We start from the raw sequence: 379 nt of genomic DNA, 5'->3' as shown, positions 1-379 counted from the left end.
CCTACACGCCGGGACACGCCAAGCATCACGTCAGCTATCTCGATGAGCACACCGGGATGGCTTACGTCGGCGACACCGGCGGCGTGCAGGTCGCCGGCGAATTCCTGATCGCGCCGACACCGCCGCCCGACATCGACATCGAAGCCTGGCACCAGAGCCTGGACACCATCGAAGCCTGGCGGCCGGCCGCATTGTTCCTGACGCACTTCGGCCCGGTCGCCGCGGCACGCCCGCACCTGGCGCGTTTCCGCACCGTCATGCAGGCGTCCGCCGACAGGTCTCGAGAGATGCTGAAGACCGGCGCGACCGACGAGGAACAGGCGAAGCGATACGGCGAGCTGATCCGAAACGAGGCGCGCCAGACGTTGCCGGAGCACGA

The 379-nt window shown here is 67.8% G+C and carries 1 protein-coding gene; it reads left to right on the top strand.

What is annotated here, in order from left to right; all coding sequences use genetic code 11:
• On the top strand, positions 1-379 hold a 379-nt coding region (locus I6F37_RS45250; RefSeq protein WP_225155164.1), incomplete at both ends, for a hypothetical protein.

The organism is Bradyrhizobium sp. NBAIM08 (genome assembly GCF_020193935.1).
In the GTDB taxonomy this organism is placed as follows: domain Bacteria; phylum Pseudomonadota; class Alphaproteobacteria; order Rhizobiales; family Xanthobacteraceae; genus Bradyrhizobium; species Bradyrhizobium yuanmingense.
This window is presented reverse-complemented; position numbering and strand designations above follow the sequence as displayed.